Annotated in this window: 18 protein-coding genes and 1 pseudogene; all 19 read left to right on the top strand. The window is 45.5% G+C overall.

Going from position 1 to position 16,320, the window contains the following annotated elements; genetic code table 11:
- Positions 1 to 1,191 (top strand): annotated as a pseudogene (locus AC0LWN_RS30525) (hypothetical protein); the annotation flags it as partial.
- A gap of 10 nt (positions 1,192 to 1,201) precedes the next feature.
- Positions 1,202 to 2,176, top strand: coding sequence for a hypothetical protein (locus tag AC0LWN_RS30530; protein WP_474672031.1), 975 nt, complete (start codon positions 1,202 to 1,204; stop codon positions 2,174 to 2,176).
- Positions 2,177 to 2,197: 21 nt separating this feature from the next.
- Positions 2,198 to 2,653: a DUF6630 family protein gene (locus AC0LWN_RS30535; RefSeq protein WP_474672033.1), complete on the top strand. Its 456-nt coding sequence runs from the start codon at positions 2,198 to 2,200 to the stop codon at positions 2,651 to 2,653.
- Between the two features lie 174 nt (positions 2,654 to 2,827).
- Positions 2,828 to 3,625 (top strand): Imm47 family immunity protein, encoded by a 798-nt coding sequence (gene imm47, locus AC0LWN_RS30540; RefSeq protein ID WP_474672035.1) that lies wholly within the window; start codon positions 2,828 to 2,830, stop codon positions 3,623 to 3,625.
- 177 nt (positions 3,626 to 3,802) lie between these two features.
- Positions 3,803 to 4,474, top strand: a complete 672-nt coding sequence (locus AC0LWN_RS30545; protein ID WP_474672037.1) for an SMI1/KNR4 family protein — start codon at positions 3,803 to 3,805, stop codon at positions 4,472 to 4,474.
- Positions 4,475 to 4,669: 195 nt separating this feature from the next.
- The gene (locus AC0LWN_RS30550; protein ID WP_474672039.1) at positions 4,670 to 4,999 is read left to right on the top strand and encodes a hypothetical protein; all 330 of its coding nucleotides are present in this window, start codon (positions 4,670 to 4,672) and stop codon (positions 4,997 to 4,999) included.
- A gap of 153 nt (positions 5,000 to 5,152) precedes the next feature.
- Positions 5,153 to 5,800: a hypothetical protein gene (locus AC0LWN_RS30555; RefSeq protein WP_474672041.1), complete on the top strand. Its 648-nt coding sequence runs from the start codon at positions 5,153 to 5,155 to the stop codon at positions 5,798 to 5,800.
- Positions 5,797 to 6,099, top strand: a complete 303-nt coding sequence (locus tag AC0LWN_RS30560; RefSeq protein WP_474672043.1) for a hypothetical protein — start codon at positions 5,797 to 5,799, stop codon at positions 6,097 to 6,099. The genes AC0LWN_RS30555 and AC0LWN_RS30560 overlap by 4 nt, the downstream gene beginning before the upstream one ends.
- Before the next feature lie 120 nt (positions 6,100 to 6,219).
- The gene (locus tag AC0LWN_RS30565; protein WP_474672045.1) at positions 6,220 to 6,666 is read left to right on the top strand and encodes a hypothetical protein; all 447 of its coding nucleotides are present in this window, start codon (positions 6,220 to 6,222) and stop codon (positions 6,664 to 6,666) included.
- 107 nt (positions 6,667 to 6,773) lie between these two features.
- On the top strand, positions 6,774 to 7,463 hold the full coding sequence (locus AC0LWN_RS30570; RefSeq protein ID WP_474672047.1) for an SMI1/KNR4 family protein: 690 nt from the start codon (positions 6,774 to 6,776) through the stop codon (positions 7,461 to 7,463).
- Positions 7,464 to 7,678: 215 nt separating this feature from the next.
- Complete coding sequence (locus AC0LWN_RS30575; RefSeq protein WP_474672049.1) at positions 7,679 to 10,123, top strand: ATP-binding protein; 2,445 nt, start codon at positions 7,679 to 7,681, stop codon at positions 10,121 to 10,123.
- Positions 10,124 to 10,125: 2 nt separating this feature from the next.
- Positions 10,126 to 10,698, top strand: coding sequence for a Pvc16 family protein (locus AC0LWN_RS30580; protein ID WP_474672051.1), 573 nt, complete (start codon positions 10,126 to 10,128; stop codon positions 10,696 to 10,698).
- A 245-nt stretch (positions 10,699 to 10,943) separates the two neighbouring features.
- Positions 10,944 to 12,485 (top strand): phage tail sheath family protein, encoded by a 1,542-nt coding sequence (locus tag AC0LWN_RS30585; RefSeq protein ID WP_474672053.1) that lies wholly within the window; start codon positions 10,944 to 10,946, stop codon positions 12,483 to 12,485.
- Between the two features lie 23 nt (positions 12,486 to 12,508).
- Positions 12,509 to 12,952 (top strand): phage tail protein, encoded by a 444-nt coding sequence (locus AC0LWN_RS30590; RefSeq protein WP_019910188.1) that lies wholly within the window; start codon positions 12,509 to 12,511, stop codon positions 12,950 to 12,952.
- Between the two features lie 141 nt (positions 12,953 to 13,093).
- On the top strand, positions 13,094 to 13,462 hold the full coding sequence (locus AC0LWN_RS30595; RefSeq protein ID WP_474672055.1) for a hypothetical protein: 369 nt from the start codon (positions 13,094 to 13,096) through the stop codon (positions 13,460 to 13,462).
- Positions 13,459 to 13,644 (top strand): DUF6760 family protein, encoded by a 186-nt coding sequence (locus tag AC0LWN_RS30600; RefSeq protein ID WP_474672120.1) that lies wholly within the window; start codon positions 13,459 to 13,461, stop codon positions 13,642 to 13,644. Before AC0LWN_RS30595 ends, AC0LWN_RS30600 begins: the two co-directional genes overlap by 4 nt.
- Before the next feature lie 9 nt (positions 13,645 to 13,653).
- On the top strand, positions 13,654 to 14,133 hold the full coding sequence (locus tag AC0LWN_RS30605) for a phage tail protein (RefSeq protein ID WP_474672057.1): 480 nt from the start codon (positions 13,654 to 13,656) through the stop codon (positions 14,131 to 14,133).
- Entirely contained in the window at positions 14,133 to 15,704 is a 1,572-nt protein-coding gene (locus AC0LWN_RS30610) for a hypothetical protein (RefSeq protein WP_474672059.1), read from the top strand. The genes AC0LWN_RS30605 and AC0LWN_RS30610 overlap by 1 nt, the downstream gene beginning before the upstream one ends.
- Positions 15,704 to 16,315, top strand: a complete 612-nt coding sequence (locus AC0LWN_RS30615; RefSeq protein ID WP_019910194.1) for a CIS tube protein — start codon at positions 15,704 to 15,706, stop codon at positions 16,313 to 16,315. The genes AC0LWN_RS30610 and AC0LWN_RS30615 overlap by 1 nt, the downstream gene beginning before the upstream one ends.
- Positions 16,316 to 16,320: the final 5 nt, after the last annotated feature.

A 16,320-nucleotide genomic window follows, 5' to 3' on the forward strand; every position in this document is an offset into this window, starting at 1 on the left:
GTATCTGTTGCGCAGACACTGGCAGAGGCCTCTGTCCACATTGGCACTTACCTCAGCCAAGGCTGGCAAAAGCTGATCGAACCGGCGGCTATTGCACTGGCAACAGCAATGGCGATGGGCCTGGTCGAGCTGGCGATGGAGTTGGGCTTCAAGGGCCTCGGCAAGGGACTCAAGAAGACCGGACAAGCCGTGAAGAAAGGCGCAGCGGCAACCGCCAAAGGTGTGAAGAAAGTAGCTGGCGCAGGAGCCAAGGGAATCAAGAGCCTTTTGAAGTCAGGAGCCAAACTGGCTTCCAAGAGCGGCAGCATGATCATCCGCAACGGTAAAATCGTAATCAAGAGCCTGCAAAAAGGGCTCATGAAGGGGGTCAAAAAGCTCCAAGGCCTGCTTGGCCGGATTCTTGCGAAGTTCAAGTTCAAGAAGTTTGAGTTGGAACGCCAAGGGAAACATATCCGTCTTTACGGAATAGTAAACCCTCGTGTGTTGCTGATTGACGGAACGATACGGGACGTCGATGCAGATGAATTGAAACAGCTTAAACGCGATGGCAAGAAACCGATCACCCTTAGCAATGCGGAGTTAGAAAAACTCAATAAATTAGATATTGATCAGCGAGCCAATATCTCTAAGAGTGCGGATGGAGATAAAGCTGAACTCAAAAGATTAATACGTGAAAGAAACAAATTGGCTAATAAACTCGATACAACCAATGAAATAAGTGAGAAATTTGACTTGAAAGTTGCAAAAGAATATGAAAGAAAAATCGATAACTCTAAATATTTCAGTCACGATAAAGGTGATTTTGGCGAAGAGGTAGCCAGAATTGTAGCAAAAGAAAACAACTTGGGTGATGATATTACATCAATGTTCCAAACAGGTAGAAACGGTATAGATGGATCATTCTTATCGAAAGGTCCGCCTCCAAAGTTAACAATGATCGAATCGAAAGCATCAGATGCGGCTAGCTTTGCATATTCAGATGCTCAGAAATTAGGTGGAGAAGGATATTTTCAACAAATGATGCGGAGTGGTGATTCAAGGTATTCGGATTTTAGGGCAAAATACAATCGCTTAAAAAGGGAAAATCCGGGATTGCAGTTTGATTATATTAGGGTAGAGACAGATATAAAGATAACTAAAAAAGGATTTGGAGTAGATACATTAAAAATAAAAGTTTGGAGTGAAATTTGAGGAGGATATAATGCTAAATCAAAAAAAGATAGAACTGGCGTATAAAAAGTACATTAAAAACTTTACGAATGGGATCATTTTTGAAAGTAGCGAAGCGGAATATGAGGAGAATAAAAGTGAAATTGTTAATCTCGTCGAAGCAAATAATATAGAGAAGGATCACATCCTATTAGTAGATTTAGAGTCGATTTTCTCATACCACCTGTCCATGTGGAAGAAGGAGGTACTTATTAACGGTGGAGACAGAGCTGACGGATTAAAACAGATGCTCATCGCCTTATTTTATCAGTGCATGGCGCAGGATCTTTATAAAATTCGTTATCCTGATGTGATGGTGGATTACACGTTTAAGGAGGTAATTGCAACCTTAATTCATTTCACGATGTACGGGTGGGAGAAAGAAGAAAAAATACTATTTGATTTTATTGTTGAACATCTTGGTGAGAATGCAATGACAGCCAATGACTGGAACAAACATACATGGTTTTTGCTGGAGCTCTACCTGCAATACAAAAATAAGACCATTTATGGAACCAACAAACATCTGTATGTTACGTTAAAAGAGAAATTCATGGAATCCGGGCTGAAATATGCTTTAATTCCGGAAGATTTGGATGTTTATGAGGAAGTGTTGGAAAGATGGTCAACTCCGGATGAGGAAGAGATCGCAACTTTGATCAATAAAATGATCATTCTCCATTCTACACTAGCCTCGGAGTTGGGGAAGTCCATTGAATTTGGCGATTATAGATATGGGTTCTATCCGTATGAGATTTTGTTCCTTATACATGTAAGGAAAAAGCTGGGCATGCCGGTTCCAGAACATTTTGACGAGTTATTGATGAATACACCAGAAGCTAAAGTGAAGATTGGAGATCCTGAACCTTATCCAGAAAGGGATCCTATGCTGGAGCTTATAGATAATTTTTATCAGAAAAATTATCCCGATTATGTTCCTAACAAGCACGAGGGACTGTTTCATTAAAGATTAGCGGAGGGAATCAACATGTCTGATGAAGCTTTCTTACAGCTCATATTTGAAGATAGGAAGGATATAGATGCGATCTTAGATGATCCGGAGGCGATTGATATATATGAGAGCCTATTGAAATATGGATTATCTACGCAAAAGTTTCTCTATCTTGACTACAAAGGCGAGGGTAATAATGAGATTGTGAATTATATTTTGGATTATGAGTTTGCCCATAACATTGAATTAGCTTCACAGGATGAACTTGAAGTGTTAGGGGAGATTGAATACGACTTTTTACCCGAAAAGGTATGTGAAGCCAACAAACTAATATCTCAAAAAGGGTATGGATTATTTTCTTATCCAACCTCTGGCGACTTTTACGTATTATTTATTGCCAAGTTAGAGAATAAAACAAAATTACTGCAAGTTGAGGTGCTTGTTGACGAAGGAATTCCACCAAAAGAAAGAGTTATAAAGTATTATTCCTAAGAAATGAGAACAGAAAGTGTGAAGATGTGGATATGAAAGTCAGGTTGATTATGGTGTGATGTACCATGGTCGACCTATTTTTATGTCCGTCGTCAAATGAAGGAAGTAATAAGTCCAAGGCTTGCTGTGCCGGATTCTTGCGAGGTTTAAGTTATTACGATTGGAGACTAGAAAATGGACCAATTTAACAATTTGATAAAAAGTAATTGGTATGGAGAAAAAAATTCTAGTTGTGATATCGCTTGTTTAAGGGAATTCCTTAAACAAGCGACGACAGAAAGAGATAGTGTATTGTTAATAATGGATTTATTGAAATCGGGTGATTTTGCAGTTAAGGATCTCCTACTTCAAATCATGAATACTACCAAAGATGAAGACATAATGAATTTATGCATTCGATTATTTTGTTCGGTGGCATCACATGAAAATCTGCTAAAAAGTGGGAATTTGTTATTTCTTTCGGACTTATCAGAATACAATGCGGATACTTTTGCAGCAAATGCTTTGTATACTTTATCTTATGATGCAGTTCCTTATTTGCTGGCAATGCTGGAAGATTGGGAGGATACAAACGTAGAAGAAACGATTAGAAACTCATTAGATATTTTCCTTAATTATTCAGATGAACTAGACGAGGATGCAACAGAAGATGAAATCGGTAATTTTTATCTTGATTTTATTAAGCAAATAAAATTGGATGATTATTACTACTATTCGACTCCAGTTTTTCCTGGAACTTTAGCAAAAAAGATTATAGAAAAATCGGTTCTATCTTTAAAAGATAGAATTCCTGTAAGAACCAGTGTAATTCCTTCATTATTGTCGGTTTGGAGCGGAATAAAATGTCCAGTTCAACATGATACAATCGTTGACAATAAGATACTTGATGATATTTACAAATATGTTGATAAGCTTTCTAAAATGAATTGGGAAGTCGGAGCAAAGTATTTTTATGGACACCGAGTAATTTAATAACTAACACTGATGTAAAGACTAGGCCACTCTTAGGTAGCTCATTGGAGGGCCTTTTGTCTTCCTTTTCCTTCATAAAAACGTAGGTTATGTATTTGCTGTGCAGACGCTGGCCCAGGCCTCTGTTTCAAATTGGTACCTACCGGAGCCAAGCCTGATAAAAAGGAGAAGTTTTCCATGATGCTGGATGACTCAATTGAAGAATTGAAAAAACGTTTAATAGAATTGAAGATTACTGCAAAAGATAATAAAAATCATAATTCAGCGATAATTGAGAGAATAGAAGAAAAGTATGATTTAGTTCTTCCAGAATTGTACAAGCACTTTCTAATGGTGTATGGAGATTGCAATCTTAATGAATCTCTTCAGTATCAAACTATTGAAAGAACACCATGGTCTGACCAGAATAATACTGAAACATTTGGGTCATTCTTTACTACTGGCGCCGGAGTCAATAATCTAGAAAAAAGTATGCAACAATACTATGAAAGAATTCCTGGATCAATTTTTCCAATAGCCAATGATTCTACCGGTAACCTAATATGTATTGGGGTAAGTGGCGAAATTAGCGGGAAAATTTACTTTTGGGATCATGAAAATGAGCTTTCAGCTAAGGTTATGTTGGGTGAAGCTCCATCAGGTAGTATAACAATTGATAATTATTGGGATAACATTTATTTAGTTGCAAATTCTTTTATTGAATTCATCAGGAGTTTGCAGGTTAAAGAAGAGAAAGTAATAAGTGATATTAATTCTAAAATTGTTAATATAAATATTAGTGATGATTTTATGGAGAAAATGAGATTAGCAAGGGAAAGATTAGAGTCAAAAGAAAGAGGAGGAGAATAAATCATAAGCGGAAACTCATTCAGCTAGCGTTGGTAACACGTAATAGTAATAGTTGCATGGATCGAGTATAGAAACCAGTAAGTCTCCGATATCTGAAGAGATTTACTGGTTTTGGTTTTATTTTGAGCCAAGGTTAACAGTAAAATTGTGATCAAGAGCTTGATATTAGATTGCCGTAATGAAAGGAGGTTATTAATGAGTTCAGAAGAATTACTTCCTACTAATGAGATAATTGAAGCTGTAATAAAAAATTCGATTAACCCTATTCTTATACAACTAGAAAATGACATTGGAAAACTTAAGTATAAATGTTCTGTCTATAACGAAGATAAGGTAATGAGTTCTCAAATATTGGTTTTTTCTGGAACGGACATTTCTAATGGGAACTCACAACCAATACGATTGAGATTCAGACCAACATTTAGTGCTAATCAACTAAAATTTCAAGTCGAAGCCGTATTTTCACAAGATGTTTCTCCTCAAGGAACAGGTTTTTCCGGCTTTTGGACAAAGGGGGAAAATTAATACTGATAATTTTATAGTACAGAAATCACCCTGGGTAGCACGGTATAATGTTTGGAAATGGAGAGGATGGAAATAAGTTGGGGGATGCACGTTTGAGATATTGAGCGAATTGATGTTGTAGAACTAATAAAAGTTGACTAGGAGACGGTAAAGGTGGAGCCTGTTCAAAAAATAGATTCGGTAATTGAAAAGCTAATAGATGGTTTAAGTCCGTACCTTCAGTCTTTAGGATTTGTTTACAACAAAAAAAGAAGCTTCTTAAGAAAGCTGGAAGAGTGCGATCAAGGACTTAGTGTGCAGTTCCGTCGTATCAAAGGTGAAGAAGCAGGCTATCTTGAAGTTTGTCCAAATGTTATTTTTGAAAAAATACAAAAGGTTTCCTATTATCTTAAAGGGGAACGATTCAAGAAGGGTTGGCCAACCATTGCCGGGAATATTGGGAATTTTCAAAGCGAGAGAAGGTACATTGAATGGCCGTTGACTCTCACATCCGATTTAGAAGGACTTCGAGTAATTATTAATGACACTATCGAAAGTGTTGCAAATCCATTATGGGATGATTATTCACAAATACATCAACTTATCGCTGGTTATGAGAATAATGATCCAAGGCTAAGTTTTAATGGGCATGGCTACGTATGGAAATGGATTGCTGCGTATTGTGTCATTGATGAGCGTGATAAAGCGATTAAAACTTTAGATAAGTGGACAATGGGTAGACCCGATGAGGTGACGGTCCAACAATGTCTATTTAAAATTAATAATCTTGACTTAAGCTCCATAGCAGAAGGGAAAAAATGATATTCGAATCAGAAAATGGCCACCGTATAGAAAATATTCAGAAGAATGAACTTTTAAGTTGCTTACGAAAAATAAATGGAACTTCTAATTCTTATGCGGTATTAGAAGCACTTGATGGTAATTACATGCAAGTTGGCGGTGGTCCGGTAGAATATACCGTCGAAGTCAGGAAGATACTTCAAGATGGAGAATTCTCTCATTGGAAGGCCAGAAAAATAAATGCTGAAAATGAGGGGATAAAGAAAATAATAATTTCAGGTTCAGTGGTTGATGTTAATTCAAATCAAGTCAAGTCATAGACCTGGATACAGTTTTAAGGTTATTTGATGCTTATTTTGATGGACAACCTTTACCATTGTCTACAGAATGGGATGATATTACGAATATGTTTTTGTGAGGTTTAGTGAGGAGTGAACAAGGTGGACCCAAGAATTATAGGGATTTTAAAAAGCATAAATTTTATTAAAAGATATGAAATGCTATCAAAAAAATACCAGTTTGACTTAAAAGAAAGTTTTGAAAGATATGATTGTGAAGTTGTTTTGAAACTTTTCAATGATCTAGGGTATGAATTTAGTTTTAATAAAAGAGAAAATTTCTTTTGGATGGTTGAAAAATCATCTGAATATGAGTTGCAGTTCAAAATATCTTTGAAATATGGCCTGGGAGAATTCATATGGTTGGCTAGGAAAAATACAGAGCAACTAATTGGTGGTACATGGGGAATGATAAAAGAACAGTTGGACGGTAAGGAGAATGATAAATTCAATAAGCCAATATTCCGCAATTATGATGAATTGAAAGAAATCCTGGAAGAAGCGTTTTTAATGTATGAAGACTTCAAGCATAAGTTAATAGCTCTTTAGAAATCTATATGATTGGTAAACTGGAATATACATACTATAAACAGGTCCATTATGGTTAGATACTATCATGATTGACCTGTTTTATATTAAGGAGGTTGAAGCCCCCTTTGAGAAACATAAATGATTCGCTCAAAGTCTTAGAAGAATGTTTATTTAAGATTGGTCTAACGCCTAGAGAAGTAAACTATTCTGATGAAGGAATTACGGAGATTGAGGAAAAATATAACGTTTTGCTTCCGGAAATATATAAATCATTCATACTAAAATATGGTGATTCTAAATTTGAGCAGGATATTATTTATCGGTCACTAGAAATATCTCCGTGCACACTTGAAAGCGATTTAAATGTGTTTGGTTCATTTTTTGATTTTGACGGTGGTGATGACGACATAAGAAATAAATTAAAACAGTATTATGAAAGAATTCCAAGTTCAATAATTCCAATTGCTGATGATGGAAAAGGAAATCTTATATGTATTGGTGTTAAGGATAGCTACATTGAAAAAATTTACTTTTGGTATCACGAAAATGAATTAATTGCAAACCTAATGCTAAATGAGAAGAAATATAGAAATGTGAGTTTAGATGATTATTGGGATAATGTCTTTTTAATTTCAGATAATTTTCTTGATTTTGTAAAAAGTTTTGAAGTTGAAGAGGCAAAAGAACAACAAGACGTTGGATTGAAAATTGTAAGTGAAAGAATGAATGCTGACTTCATGGCTAATATGCTAGCCGCAAGAGCAGAGCTGGAAGCCAAAGAAAAAGCAAGAAAAGATAAGAAGAAAAGGAGGTGAATTCTGATTCTCTGAGTTCCTTGTGCAATTGCATGAAAATCCCTATATTCGTTAAGTAAGACAGGCCGATTACAGTCCAACGACTGAATAATCGGCCTGTCTTTTTCCTTCTTCGAACTCTCCCAAAATTTCCTTCCTCATCCAGTTGTAAACCCTCCCCCCAAACTTACTTTATATATGAACAAGAAAATATAGAGTGAGGACATAAACGGGCGATGAAATTCAAAAAACTTGCCAGAACCTTTCGTCAGGAAACGCCGAAAGCCGAGTGTATGGAAGAAGCTCAACGTCCCTTGAAGCAAGATCTTACGCAAGGTGGTGAGATGGAGCTTGCTTCGGAGCAGAGCGCTGAACACGCTGCGGGTCAAGCAAATGAACATGCTGCGAATTCCGTAGCAGTGCCTGCTTCTGATCAAGCTAATGCAAGATCTGGTGCTAGTGAAGCAGCCGATTCAACGGCCGCTCAACCCCCGGTTCCCAATACTGCTTCGGAAGCCGAGGAGGTCCAGCCCTACACCTCCAGCCATGAGCATCTGGCGGAGGAACTGCGGCGGCTGGATATGCAGCTTATGCTGCAGATGCTTGCGGAGCCGCAGATGGACTCCGAGCTGGCCCTGATGGACAGTGAGATCCGCAGTTTGCTGGATGCTGAGGCAACAGGGGATGAGGATGGCAGTCTCCTGACTGCAAAGCTCGGCCTGCTAGAGCTGCGCATCGCAGCCAGGCTGGAGGCTAGCAGTCGGCAAGGGAGCAAGCTGCCGCTCCTGCAGATGGCATCGAGGCTGAATCTGTCGCTGCTCGAAATGCGGTGCATTATCGCTTGCCTCGCGCCTGAGCTGGACCGGAAGTATGAGCGCATTTACGCTTTTCTGCAGAATGATATGTCGGAAATGCGCCCTTCCGTGGATTTTATCCTGCAATTGTTTACTCAGACGGAGGAAGAGCGGCTCGCGGCCCGTCTGCTGTTCGATGCAAATGCGCCGCTGATGAAGCTCCTGCTGGAACGGAGGGGGGAATACGGCGACAGCCGCATCCCGCTTCTGGCCAGGCCGCTCAAGCTGGAGGATTGGACGGTGAATGCGCTGCTGGGTTATGAGGTACTCGATGAGCGTCTGGCGAAGGTGGCCGGCCTCTATCCCTTGGCGATCCCGGAGCAGACGGGGCAGCCAGATGAACCGGAGCAGAGCATGCTCCGGTTTGTGAAGCACTACAGCAGCAGGAAGGAACGAAGGAGCGGCAGTCTCCTGTACTGCAGCGGGCCGGATGAAGCCGGGAAGCTCAGCTCGGTCAAGGCGGTCTGCGGCCAGCTTGGCGCTTCGCTGCTGGTGGTCGAGATGGACAAGCTGCTGCTGCCTGAGGCGGATTACAGCGAAATGCTGCGGCTGCTAGGAAGGCATTCGCTTCTTATGACAACGGCGCTCTGCATTACGGGCTTCGACAGCATCGTGACTGAGGATGACCGCTACAAGCTGAAAAGCCGGATGTTGGTGGACATGCTTGAGACTTATGCGCCGCTGACTTTCATCCTTGGAGAGTCGGAGTGGGGAATGAGCTTGACCGGGTTCAGTCTGAATTTCATCCAGGTTGATTTTCCATTCCCGGATGCTGTGGCCCGCAAGCAGGCTTGGGCAACCTTCAGTCAGGACTACAGGCTGTCTCCCCAGATCAGCATGGAGGATCTCAGCGGCAGCTTCCGCTTTACCTCCGGGCAGATCCGGGCCGCGTTGACCGGAGGCGAGAATATCGCCGTCTGGAACGGTTCCGGCAGCGGAGAGGTTAACACGAAGGAGCTGTACCAGGCGTGCTACTTCCAATCCAGCCGCAAGATTCAGGCGTTGGCCACGAAGATCCGCGCAGCCTATACCTGGGACATGCTGGTGCTTCCGGGTGAGCAGATGAGCCAGCTGCGGGAGATTTGCAACCAGGTGAAGTACCGCTCGCTGGTCTATGGAGAGTGGGGTTTCGCAGGACGGCTATCACTGGGCAAGGGGCTGAACATTCTGTTTTCCGGCCCGCCGGGGTCGGGAAAGACAATGGCTGCCGAGGTAATCGCGACAGAGCTGAACCTGGAAATCTACAAAATTGATGTTTCGCAGATTGTGAGCAAGTATATCGGGGAGACGGAGAAGAATCTTTCGCGGATTTTTGAGGAAGCGGAAACCTCCAATGCGATTCTCTTTTTTGATGAGGCGGATGCCTTGTTCGGCAAACGCTCGGAGGTCAAGGATGCGCATGACCGGTATGCAAATGTGGAGATCAGCTACCTGCTGCAGAAGATGGAGGAGTATACGGGGATCGTCATCCTGGCTACGAATCTCAATCAGAACCTGGACGATGCCTTTGCGCGCAGGCTGCATTTCAAGCTGGAGTTCCCGTTCCCGGAAAAGAACCAGCGCGGGCTGATCTGGCGGGGCATGTTCCCGCAGGGAGCGCCGCTTGATCCTGACATGGATTACGATTTCATGGCAGACAAGTTCATCCTTGCCGGAGGCAATATCAAGAACATTGCGCTGAACGCGGCCTTTTATGCTGCGCATGAGGGCTGCCCCATCGGGATGAAGCAGATCATGCTTGCAGCCAAACGGGAATATCTCAAGCTGGGCAAAACCTTTTTGCAATCCGATTATCCTCCCTACCACAAACTGATTGAGGTGAAATAAGCATGGCCGTGGATACCGGTACGGTAATAAGAGATGTCAGCACGAGCCTCAAGGCTCTGCTGAAGGCACACGTGCCGGAGCTGAATGACGACAGCTTCATCAGCTTCGGCTCTCCAAGCGACATTGACAGCTCAACGATGAAGCTCTCGATGTGCTTGTACTATTTAAGCCACAGCCCAAGCATGCGCAACAGTGAGAAGGAAGAGATCAGCGGCACGAACGAGTTCCATTACCCGCCTGCCTATCTCGATTTGTATTACTTGCTCACCCCGTATGCCAAGGACAGAGAGACTGAGCAGCTTATCCTGGGCAGAATTTTTCAATTGTTTCATGAGCATCCGGTGCTCAGCGGATCTGACCTGACTGGCAACCTTGCCGCATGCGGGAACGAGAAAATCAGGATATCCTACAACAATCTCACGATTCAGGATATCAAGCAGCTATGGGAGGTCTTTCCCGGCAAACCTGCCAAGGTGAGCTTGTCCTACCTGGTATCACCGGTAAGGCTGCCGGCCGACAAGACTATCAAGATTCCGCGGGTTCAGGTAAAGGATCTGGGCATCCACCCCATTTAAATAGAATAATGGCCCAGGCTTCTTTTTTGAAGGGAGTGATTCATGGAAGGAATAAGCTCATCTGCAAGGCAACCCGAATCAGCGGATTTTCCGCAAAACTTTTAGCGTATGCTTCCGAAGTGATTTTTGTTCGAAGCGAAATCCGTGAAGTGATGCTAACAAAAAAGCGTATGCTTCCGAAGCCAGTTTTGTACGAAGAAAACTCATAGAAGCATATGCTGACAAAACTTTTAGGAGGGTAAGAGATGGCAAATTATTCATCGCCAGGAGTGTATGTGGAGGAAGTCTCAAGCGGTGTCAAGCCGATTGCCGGCGTGGGCACATCTGTGGGGGCTTTTGTAGGGATTGCGGAAAAAGGTGTGATCGGCAAAGCGGTGCTGGTCACGAACTGGAGCCAATTCGTAAACGAGTTCGGCCAATTTATTCCGAATGGCTATTTGGCCTATGCCGTGTATAACTTTTTCGCCGAAGGAGGCACCTCCTGCTATGTGGTAAGAGCAGCTGCAAAAGACATTCAGCCAGCTTCTCTTACGATCAGAGATACAGACAATCTGGATCTGTTCAAGGTGGTTGCACGTTCGGAGGGGAAATGGGGCAACCGGATTTCGGTTAAGGTCAGCCAGTCCTCCAACAAGCAGCAATTCGGCTTCAAAATGGTTGTGCAGTATCTGCTCGACAGTGAATTCAATGATGAATACACCGGGGAAGACGAAGACGGCAAAATCGTCGAGGTTTTCGATAATATGCTGCTGATCAATTTCGAGGAGAAGATCAATCAGGTGTCTGCTTTTGTCAAAGTTAAGCCGCTGGTTGACCTGACCATCCTGGAGAATATGGAGAAAACACCAGTCTTCAACGAAGCGGCCTTGTCGCTTAGCGGTGGCGTGAACGGGATGAACCCGATTGATTTCCTCGGCGATTCTGTTGGCCGGACCGGTATCCATGCGTTCGATACGATTGACGACATCAATATTGTTGCGGCTCCTGACCTTGCGGATATGCCATATAGCCGGGGCACCATCCTGGAAATGCTCAATTATTGCAAGCTAAGAAAGGACTGCATCTTCATCGTTGACCCTCCGCATGGGCTGACCCCGACAGAGGTCAAGGATTTCAAGGAAGGCGCAGGCACTGTCTACTCGGGCAATTCGTTCAATACCTCTTACGGTGCGCTGTACTACCCTTGGGTGTACATCAATGATCCGCTTACCGGCAAGCAAAAGCTCGTGCCGCCGTCAGGCGCCGTTGCCGGGACTTACGCTTATGTGGATTCTGTACGCGGTGTTCATAAAGCGCCGGCAGGCACCACGGACGGCTATCTCGATTCCGTAGTTGGCATTGAGAAGGTCATCACCAAAGCGGAGCAGGAGCTGCTCAATCCCGACGGCATCAACGTGATCCGTTCCCTGCCGGAAGGCATCTGCGTATGGGGAGCCAGAACCCTGTCCTCCGATTCCGAATGGAATTATGTCAACGTCCGGCGTCTGATGATGTACATTGAAGAATCGCTTGATGAGGGCAGCCAATGGGTTGTTTTTGAACCGAATGATCCAAGCCTCTGGGGCAAGGTGAAGCGCAACCTGACGGCCTTCCTGACCCGTGTCTGGAGAGACGGCGCTTTGTATGGAACTACGCAGGAAGAAGCCTTTTTCGTCAAAGTGGATGAGGAGAACAATCCTCCGGCAGTACGGGATGTAGGCCAGCTTATCATCGAAGTCGGCGTAGCACCGGTTAAACCTGCTGAATTCGTAATCATTCGGGTTAGCCAGAAAACCCTGTCCAAATAAAAGATTGAGAGGAGAATGATCCTATGGCAACCGGCAAAAGATTGGACCCATACCGCAATTACCGTTTCCGGGTCGTTATTGATGGCATTCAAACCGCGGCATTCGCGGATGCGACAATTCCGGATACCTCCACAGAAGCTGTGGATTACCGCGAGGGCATAGATGCCCCGCATGCACGCAAGCTGTCAGGACTGACTAAATTCGGGAACATCACCCTGAAAAAAGGCCTGACCGACTCCCTGGAGCTCTACAACTGGCGCAAGTCGATTGAAGACAAGGGAGCCCTCAAGAACCGCAAGAGCTTGTCGATTATCCTGGTCGATGAGGAAGGCAATGACAAGGCGCAGTGGGATATCCTCGAAGCCTGGCCGATCAAGTACGATGTCAGCGCATTAAGCGCGAAAGGGAACGAGGTTTCTGTCGAATCTATGGAGCTTGTGCATGAAGGTGTGCGCCGGGTGAAATAGCCTTCGTCCATCGTCACAATGAATTTGATGCGATACTCCAAAACATGAGACGGAAGGTATGCGATCAAATTCAGATGCTGATGATGCTGTCCGGGAAAGGCGAAACACACCAGAACTATCTGAGTAGAAGCGAGGGATATCATGGAACTTTTGCAGACTGAATTCAGCTTTACGCTGCCCAAAGGGTACGTGGATGAAGCAGGCACGCTGCATAAACAGGGCACGATGCGCCTGGCGACAGCCGCAGATGAAATTACGCCGCTCCGGGATTCCCGGGTCCAGCAGAACCCTGCGTACTTGACCGTCATCCTGCTCTCCAGAGTCGTAACCGCTCTGGGAGGGCTTAAGATGATTACGCCGAGGGTGATCGAAGAGCTGTATACTTCCGATTTTGCTTATTTGCAGGATATGTATAACCGGATTAACCAGAACGGTGCAAATACGGTGCATGCGAAATGCCCTAAATGCGAGCAGCCGTTTGACATTGAAATGGAATCTTTGGGGGAATAGTCGGCTACCCTCTCGACCGCCTCTATGAGGAGGTAGCCTTTCTAACCTACTATCTGCACTGGGACTATACAGCGGTGCTGAACCTGGAGCATTCCGAACGGGGCCGCTGGTGCAAGGAAGTCAGCAAAATCAACCAAAAGCTGAGTGGCGGGGAAGACAAGAAGGACTTCTTTGAGGCTTAGGAGGATAACATGAAGGCAAAAAACATATTGAATATCGGAGCGAAGCGGAACTGGGTTCCCGGTTACAGGGAAGACCCCTATCTTGCCTATAACTTTATTGTGGAGATTGACGGGATTTCTGTCGGCGGATTTACCGATGTTTCAGGCCTGAGCATTGAGACGCAGGTGGAGCGCAAAAATTTCGGCGGGGAGAATCATAAGGAGTTCGTCTTCCTCAGCCAGACCAAATTTGCCGACCTGACGCTGAAGAATGGGGTCACGAATGACGATTTTCTCTGGAATTGGTATCAAAATGTGATCAACGGCGTGATCAAGCGGCGCAGCGGCTCCATCTGTCTGCTGGACCATTCCGGCACGCCCAAGGTGTGGTGGAACTTTATCGAGGCCTGTCCCATTAAGTGGGAAGGACCGGCCTTCAGTGCAAGCAGCAGCTCGGTTGCTGTCGAGAGTCTGGTTCTAACCCATAACGGGCTGTACAGGTACAGATAATGAAACAGAGCATCCGGGCGCATATTCCACTGGCGGACCGGAAGAAGCTGGATTTTGTCCAAGGCATCCTGGGAAAGTACGGGTTAACGAGATGGCGGCGGCAATTTCAGAGCCTGATTCTGCTGCGGTACCCTTTGCTGCCGGCAGAGCCGGCTGCTGCTGCGAAGCCCTCTGACGTGATTGTTAACAATATTAGCTCTCACACAGAAAAGCATATTTACCATTCTATTTACCATCCGGTGATGCAGACCCTTACACTGCAGAAGTCACCAAATCTTATGTTGAAAATAAACCCTGACAGCATTACCCGGATTTCTCCCGGGAGCTTGTCCGTCCTTCCGCCGAATGGGGGCGGTGATAAGGGAGACAGCAAGCTGATCTACAGCAGCCCTCACCCGACTGAGGCGCTGGAGGAGAGAGTCAGGGAGCATAGAAGCTCAGGACAGAATCGGCTGGCGGATACCTTCCCGCCGCTTCATTCCGGCCTTAGGGAGCCGCAAGCGCTGAAGGATCTGGCGGCCATAAGGAATCCCGAGGTGACCGGTGATTTCCGGCGGTTTGTTCCTCCGCTGAAGTCAGCCTTGGCAGATAGAGCGGCAGAAGCGGCTAACGGAACAGGGAGCGAACTTCAGCTACAGCAGCTTAAGCTGCCCCGGCTGCGGGAATCCATTGCTGACAACGCTCCGCAGCATTTGCCAACTGCCTATCGCCAGCTTCAGGCTCTGCGGATCTACAGTCTGATTAATGGTCCTAAGGCTTCTTCCACAGCTCAGTCTATGGCGTTGAATCAGGAAGTGCAGGCTGCACCGCCTGAAAAGGCTGAGAGGTCTGGACTAACTGGGCCTCCATTAATGGCACTGAAGCATATTACCAAAGAGGCAGTCTCAGGCTCTGCCGGGACAGCTGTGGGAACACAGCATAGCACTCCATCAACAGCCTTCGTGCCAAGTCCGGGTTTCCAGTCTTCCCCAGGTCCTGGCCTTAAGCTGGCCCTTGGCCGGAGAATTGAGGCGGCACTGGAACATATGGAGGCCACGCCAGGCCAGAGTGAGGTGCAGCAGCACAAGACTGTAGTTGCGCCCAAACTGCTCCCGCTGTTGAAGGAGCGGATGATTTTGCAGTTGTCCGTTCCACAAGAGCCGCAAGAACTGCAAGAACCGCAGGAGCCACAATTGCCACAGGTTGCCGCTTTGCGGCACACTCCAGCCATGCTGAACAGTGCTGCGCGGCTGACGGAAGCTTATGGGCGGTATGCTAATGTTCTGAAGTCAGGCCGGCAGATCACAGCCGCCCCGGAGCAAGCGGATAGTCTTCAGCTTCCGGACAGGCCCCGCAGCCTGATTCTGCGCAAGCCTGAACCTGGAGCGGCAGTGCCTTCAGCGCCGGAACAGGCGCACACGGGAGATGTCCTTCGGGAGCAGGCTGTCCAGCCTCCGGCCCATTCCCCCGTCCAAGCAAAGGCTCCTGTGGTTAAGCTGGACACGGCGGAATTGAACCAGCTCGCAGAGCGGGTCTATCAGGTGCTCGAAAAGAGAATAGCCATTCGAAAGGATCGGAGGGGGCTTAGATAATGGCAGAGAAAGCGAAAATTATCCCCCTGGATATGGGCGGCGGAGCCATTGAGGTGATGTTCAACCCCAATGAGTACACCGTCTCGTTTGAAGGCAAATATACCGGGGAGAAGAACAACAAGCAGTTTCAAATTACGGAAACGCCTGAATTCAAGGTGTCTTTATTCTATGACACATATGAAAAACGCACGGATGTGCGCAAGAAAACCAAGCTGCTGACCTCACTGCTTGATCCCAAGGTTAGCGGCAAGAGCACGAAAAAGCCGCCGGTCTGCATGTTCGTCTGGGGCGGCTTCACCTACCGCGGGCTTCTGAGCAAGATTGAACAGAAATTCACGATGTTCATGGAGAACGGGACACCTGTGCGTTCCTTGCTGGACGTGACGTTCATCACGGATGAGCCGGACAAGACGGTGGAGGACAGCCAAGGGCTTAATGCTTGCCGGAAGCTGTGGGTGGTCAAGAGCGGCGACCGGCTGGATCTGATTGCAAACGAGGCGCTGAAGGATCCGCTGATGTGGCGCAGAATCGCCGAGCTGAATAAGATCGTCAATCCCATCGGCTTTCCTGGAAAAAATGATGTCGGGAGGACCCTGGTCATCCCGGATTAAGGCGG

This window comes from Paenibacillus sp. sgz302115, from assembly GCF_056120445.1.

What these genes read in the sequence shown, in the direction of transcription:
- AC0LWN_RS30610 (WP_474672059.1), top strand. Translation starts at nt 14,133, where the DNA reads ATGAAACAGAGCATCCGGGCGCATATTCCACTGGCGGACCGGAAGAAG.
- AC0LWN_RS30535 (WP_474672033.1), top strand. Translation starts at nt 2,198, where the DNA reads ATGTCTGATGAAGCTTTCTTACAGCTCATATTTGAAGATAGGAAGGAT.
- AC0LWN_RS30580 (WP_474672051.1), top strand. Translation starts at nt 10,126, where the DNA reads ATGGCCGTGGATACCGGTACGGTAATAAGAGATGTCAGCACGAGCCTC.
- AC0LWN_RS30545 (WP_474672037.1), top strand. Translation starts at nt 3,803, where the DNA reads ATGATGCTGGATGACTCAATTGAAGAATTGAAAAAACGTTTAATAGAA.
- AC0LWN_RS30530 (WP_474672031.1), top strand. Translation starts at nt 1,202, where the DNA reads ATGCTAAATCAAAAAAAGATAGAACTGGCGTATAAAAAGTACATTAAA.
- AC0LWN_RS30585 (WP_474672053.1), top strand. Translation starts at nt 10,944, where the DNA reads ATGGCAAATTATTCATCGCCAGGAGTGTATGTGGAGGAAGTCTCAAGC.
- AC0LWN_RS30590 (WP_019910188.1), top strand. Translation starts at nt 12,509, where the DNA reads ATGGCAACCGGCAAAAGATTGGACCCATACCGCAATTACCGTTTCCGG.
- AC0LWN_RS30595 (WP_474672055.1), top strand. Translation starts at nt 13,094, where the DNA reads ATGGAACTTTTGCAGACTGAATTCAGCTTTACGCTGCCCAAAGGGTAC.
- AC0LWN_RS30615 (WP_019910194.1), top strand. Translation starts at nt 15,704, where the DNA reads ATGGCAGAGAAAGCGAAAATTATCCCCCTGGATATGGGCGGCGGAGCC.
- imm47 (WP_474672035.1), top strand. Translation starts at nt 2,828, where the DNA reads ATGGACCAATTTAACAATTTGATAAAAAGTAATTGGTATGGAGAAAAA.
- AC0LWN_RS30550 (WP_474672039.1), top strand. Translation starts at nt 4,670, where the DNA reads ATGAGTTCAGAAGAATTACTTCCTACTAATGAGATAATTGAAGCTGTA.
- AC0LWN_RS30560 (WP_474672043.1), top strand. Translation starts at nt 5,797, where the DNA reads ATGATATTCGAATCAGAAAATGGCCACCGTATAGAAAATATTCAGAAG.
- AC0LWN_RS30575 (WP_474672049.1), top strand. Translation starts at nt 7,679, where the DNA reads ATGAAATTCAAAAAACTTGCCAGAACCTTTCGTCAGGAAACGCCGAAA.
- AC0LWN_RS30605 (WP_474672057.1), top strand. Translation starts at nt 13,654, where the DNA reads ATGAAGGCAAAAAACATATTGAATATCGGAGCGAAGCGGAACTGGGTT.